Genomic DNA, 4,653 nt, shown 5'->3' with positions numbered 1-4,653 from the left:
GTTGACCAACACCAGATGGCACTGCTCCGCCACCAGGTTGAGGCTGGCCTCCAGCTGTTCGGCCAGATCAGCCGGGCACTGATTGCAGAAGGGGCTGCGCTGCAACACGATCACCCGATCGCCGCCGCCAAAGGGGGCCGTTCGGGCTTCCTCCAGAGCCTGAGCGGCCTGAGCGGCATCGTTGCCGTCCAGACGGCTGAGGTTGATGCTCTGCCAGGAGGGATCGACCTGGTTCTTGACCAGTGCTTCGACGGCCCGGCTGCGCGCGGCTTCGTCGTCGCCCCAGATCAGATGGATCGGCATGGCAGCACAGGGTGCAGTGCAGTTTGCGCCAGATCCCCATCGGCTGTGACCAACACAGCCACCTCGTTCTGAATTGCTGTGGCCAGTTCGATCGCGTGGTGGAGCTCCAGCTCCGGTTCCTGTTGCTGGAGACGGCTGGCGGCCAGGGCGAGATCCCCATCGAGCGGCACCTGCCGCCACTGCCTGGGGTTTGCAAAGGCGGCGCCGTAGCGCAAGGCCAGGGCTTCATCCCCTTGGCACAGGGCAGTCTTCATGACCTGCACCAGGCTGATGCTGCTGATCACTCCTTGCCAGCTGCCTTGGGCGATGCCCTGAAGGACGGGCTCCAGCACCCGGCTGGTTTGCGGGTCGTCGTTCAGAAAAGCCACAAGGGCACTGCCGTCCAGCGCGATGCGGCTGCCGGGGCCGAGTTGTCTGGCTTGAAAGCGAGCTTTTGCACCGGCTGCCCCAGGCGTTCGCTGCTGAGCGCTGCGCTCCTTGGCGCTTCCCTTGAGGCTCAGCAGGTTCTCCATCGCCTCTTGGCTGCTGGGACCACCCGCCGCGTCCTGCAAGGGGACGATGGCCGCCAGATCCTGGCGGTGGCGTTGGATCACCAGCCGCTCGCCCTTCGAGGCGCGCACCAGCAGTTCTGGGAAGCGCTGACGGGCCTCTTGTACGCCAAAACGCTCTGCCGACATCGCACTGCACAGTCTGTACAGAGTCTGTCAGCCGGGCATGCTGATCCCCATGGGATTCGACCATCCGATCTTCAGCGAGAGCCTGCGTCTGATCGAAGCGGCCTTGCCTGAAGGCGCTCTGGAGGGTTTATCGGTTCCCGAACGGGATGTGGTGCTGCGCCTGATTCACAGCAGCGGCGACCTCAGCTTGGTTCGGGGGGTGTCGTTTTCAGCTCAGGCCTGTGAACTCGGTCTCGCGGCACTCCGTGCCCAGGCTCCGGTGTTGACGGACACCGCCATGGCCGCGGCGGCGGTGGCTCCGATGGCAAAGCGGACCTTTGGCAACGTCGTGCGCAGCGTGCTCGATTGGGCCCCCGAACGAGCTCCCGAGGGCGGGACCCGAGCGGCGGTGGGGATGCAAGAGGCCTTGCGCGCCCATCCGGGCGCAGTGGTCTTGATTGGCAGTGCACCAACGGCCTTGGAGCTGCTGTTGGAGCAGGTCCGTACCGCCCAGGTGGCAGCGCCTGCCTTGGTGATTGGCATGCCCGTTGGCTTCGTGGGCGTGGCGGAGAGCAAGCGTCATCTCGCCGCCAGCGACTTAGCTCAGATCCGTCTCGACGGCAGCCGCGGCGGTGCTGGCTTGGTGGGTGCGGCGCTGAATGCCCTGTTGCGCCGGGCTTGGTTGGATCAGGCGGCGTCCGCTTGAACGCTGACGTGGCTGTTGGCTTCAATCCGGCTCAAGACCTGACGGGCCCGCAGCACCACGGGGGCTGGCACGCCGGCGAGCCGAGCGGCCTCGATGCCATAGCTGCGGTTGGCGCCGCCGCTGACGACCCGGTGCAGGAAGCGCAGGGTTGAACCGGTGTCCTCCACCAGCACCTGAGCGTTCTCGACGTTGCTGCGCTGCTCGGCCAGCTCGTTGAGCTCGTGATAGTGGGTCGCAAAGATGCTGCGGGCGCCGATATCGCCTGAGAGGTACTCGGCCACGGCCCAGGCGATCGAGAGCCCATCAAAGGTGGCGGTTCCCCGGCCGATCTCATCCAGCAGCACCAGCGATTGACTGCTGGCGTGGTGAAGGATGTTGGCGGTCTCGGCCATTTCGACCATGAAGGTGGATTGGCCCGCAGCCAGGTCATCCCCTGCCCCCACCCGGGTGAAGATTCGATCGGCGATGCCCAGTCGCGCCCCGTCAGCTGGGATCCAACTGCCGATCTGAGCCATCAGCTGCAGCAGTCCGGTCTGGCGCAAGTAGCAGCTCTTGCCGCTGGCGTTGGGCCCGGTCAGCACCACCAGGTCGCAGCCCTCCCCAAGGCTGACGTCGTTGGGCGTGAACGGTTCCTCCACCAGCAGTTGTTCCACCACGGGGTGGCGTCCCCCCTGGATCTCCAGGCAGCGGCTGTCGGGGACCAGTTGCGGTTTGCAGTACCTGGAGGTGGCGGCCACCTCCGCCAGCGACGCCAGGGCATCCAGTTCGGCCACCAGCCGGGCGGCGAAGCGAATTGGCCCGGCCTGCTCGCCTACGCGCTGACGCAGCTGGCAGAACAGCTCGTACTCCCGCTGGGCCGCCCGCGCTTTCAGCTGGAAGATCCGTCCCTCGCGGTTTTTCAGCTCGGGGGTGACAAAGCGTTCCTCGTTGGCCAGGGTCTGCCGGCGAATCCAGTGGTCCGGCACGTCCTTGGCTTTGGACTTACTGACGGAGAGGAAGTAGCCAAAGGTGCGGTGGTACTGGAGCTTGATGGTGCTGATCCCGCTCTTCAGCCGCTCCGACTGCTCCTGCTCGGCCAGCCAGGCGTCCTGGTCATCCAGTTGGTTGCGCAGGCCATCGAGTTGGCGGTCCACGCCGTCATGGATCAGTCCTCCCTCCGTAAGGGTCAACGGTGGGGTCTCCAGTAACTGGTGGCGCAGGTCAGCGGCGAGTACGTCGAGCTCGTCCCACGGCCTCGCCAGGGCTACAAGGGGTGCACTGGTGACCTCGCCCAGTAGGCCAGCCAGGGCTGGCAGTCGCTCCAGACCATCCGCCAGGGCCACGAGATCCCGAGCGGATGCGGTTCCAGCTCCGGCCCGTCCGGCGAGTCGCTCGAGATCGCCCATGGGCCTGAGCAGGCGGCGCACCCCCAAGCGCAAGCTGCGGGCCTGGCTGCCGCTCACCAGTTCCCCAATGGCCTCTTGGCGGGAGCGGATCCGTTCCAGATCCACCAGGGGAGCCTCGATCCAGCGCCGCAGGCAACGGCCTCCCATGGCCGTCATCGTCCGGTCCAGGGCCCAGAGCAGTGACCCCTGCAGTCCACCTCCCAATTGGGTCTTGGTCAGCTCGAGGTTGCGGCGGGTGGCTGCATCGAGCACCAGCTGGTCGCCGGCAGTCCACGTCGTGGGCAGCTCGAGGGGGATCTCGCAGCCCGGTTGGGTGTCGCTGAGGTAGTGCAACAGACCACCGGCGGCGCGGAGGGCCAAGGGTTGTTCCCCTAAACCCAAGCCATCGACGCTGGCCAGTGCAAAGCGCTCCAGCACGGTGGCTTTCGACTCGTTCAGGGCGAAGGGGGTGCGGCTGAGGGGCGTCAGCTGCAGGGATGCAGGGCACCAAGCAGGGCGTTCACTTCCGTCTTCAGGTGCTGGCCAGAGCACTTCAGCGGCTTCCACCTGCAGGAGTTCCTGGTGCAGTTGGTCACTCCCTTCCCGTTCAGTCACCCGGAATTCGCCCGTGCTCACATCGGCGATGGCCAGGCCCCAGCGCTGTTGCTCAGAGACCACCGCGCAGAGCCAGTTGTTGCGGCGGGCCGTGAGCATCCCCTCCTCCAGCACCGTGCCTGGGGTCAGCACCCGTGTGATTTCCCGTTTGAGCAGCGCTGGCTTTCCGCCGTTTTTGCTGCGCTCAGCGGCCTCTTCCACCTGGTCGCAGAGGGCAACGCTGAAGCCGCGCCCGACGAGGTCGGCGCAGTAGCGCTCGGCGGCGTGATGGGGAATGCCGGCCATCGGCACCCGTCCGATTGCTTTGCCGCCCTCTTTTCCCGTCAGGGTCAGCTCCAGCAGGCGGGAGAGGGCAATGGCGTCTTCGAAAAAGCACTCGAAGAAGTCCCCGAGCCGGTAGAGCAGCACCCGCTCGGGATGCTCTGCCTTGAGTTCGACGTAGTGGCGCAGCATCGGTGTGAGCTGCTCGCGGTCCACCAGGCTGTGGTGGTGCCAGGCCGGCAGGTCGTCGCTGTTGCTGCGGTCCTCAGTGACGACCTCTTCTTGTTCCTGAGCGGCGCTTTGCCGAACCCGCGGTCTGGACTGGGCATCCCGCTCGAGGGCCTCGTGATCCAGCTCGGAGTCAGCTTCTTTGGTTTGGATCGTTGCTGGCTCTGGCTCAAGCCCGAACAGCGAGCCCTGCAGCGCCAACTCGGTTTGGTCGGCCACAGGCAGGCTGTCTTCAACGCGGCCAGATCGTAGGCGCGCCACAACTTGTGAAGGAACCCTGGGGGCCTCCAACCTGCGTGGGAGGATTTGCCAACTGACAGGACGCCACCCCCAGTTCCATGACGATCCTCAACACCCTTTCAGTGCTGGCCCTGGTGGTGATGTCCTTCGCTCTGATCGTGGCGGTTCCCGTGCTGTACGCGAGCGATGACACCAGCGGCCGCTCCAACCGCCTGATCCTGCTGGGCAGCATCGCGTGGGTTGCTCTGGTGCTGGTCAACTGGGGCATGAGCTTCTTCGT

General features: G+C 65.8%; 4 protein-coding genes and 1 pseudogene. 2 read left to right on the top strand and 3 right to left on the bottom strand.

What is annotated here, in order from left to right:
- A pseudogene (locus tag QZ184_RS10290) lies at nucleotides 1-303 on the bottom strand (DNA polymerase III subunit delta); the annotation flags it as partial.
- A complete protein-coding gene (locus QZ184_RS10285; protein WP_296419470.1) occupies nucleotides 288-980 on the bottom strand; it encodes a type II toxin-antitoxin system Phd/YefM family antitoxin in 693 nt (230 codons plus the stop codon). The gene QZ184_RS10285 and the pseudogene QZ184_RS10290, both read right to left, overlap by 16 nt.
- 49 nt (nucleotides 981-1,029) lie before the next feature.
- On the opposite strand from QZ184_RS10285, the gene QZ184_RS10280 reads away from it, so the two are divergent.
- Nucleotides 1,030-1,665 carry a precorrin-8X methylmutase gene (locus QZ184_RS10280; RefSeq protein WP_296419468.1) on the top strand — a complete coding sequence of 212 codons (636 nt, stop codon included), beginning with the start codon at nucleotides 1,030-1,032 and terminating at the stop codon, nucleotides 1,663-1,665.
- Here the strand turns inward: QZ184_RS10280 and mutS are convergent.
- Nucleotides 1,647-4,352: a DNA mismatch repair protein MutS gene (gene mutS / locus QZ184_RS10275; RefSeq protein WP_296419466.1), complete on the bottom strand. Its 2,706-nt coding sequence runs from the start codon at nucleotides 4,350-4,352 to the stop codon at nucleotides 1,647-1,649. The two genes, QZ184_RS10280 and mutS, sit on opposite strands and share 19 nt — an antisense overlap.
- A 119-nt stretch (nucleotides 4,353-4,471) precedes the next feature.
- Here mutS and psbZ point away from each other — a divergent pair.
- The coding region (gene psbZ, locus QZ184_RS10270; protein WP_296419465.1) for a photosystem II reaction center protein PsbZ at nucleotides 4,472-4,653 on the top strand (182 nt) is incomplete at its 3' end.

Source organism: Vulcanococcus sp. DEBay_Sum22DG08_74, from assembly GCF_017852955.1.
Classification (GTDB): domain Bacteria; phylum Cyanobacteriota; class Cyanobacteriia; order PCC-6307; family Cyanobiaceae; genus Vulcanococcus.
The sequence above is the reverse complement of the archived record's forward strand: the minus strand, read 5'-3'. Positions and strand labels throughout refer to the sequence as shown.

Bases quoted from the DNA above. Each gene is read 5' to 3' on its own strand.
- QZ184_RS10280 (WP_296419468.1), top strand. From the start codon at position 1,030: ATGGGATTCGACCATCCGATCTTCAGCGAGAGCCTGCGTCTGATCGAA.
- QZ184_RS10285 (WP_296419470.1), bottom strand. From the start codon at position 980: ATGTCGGCAGAGCGTTTTGGCGTACAAGAGGCCCGTCAGCGCTTCCCA.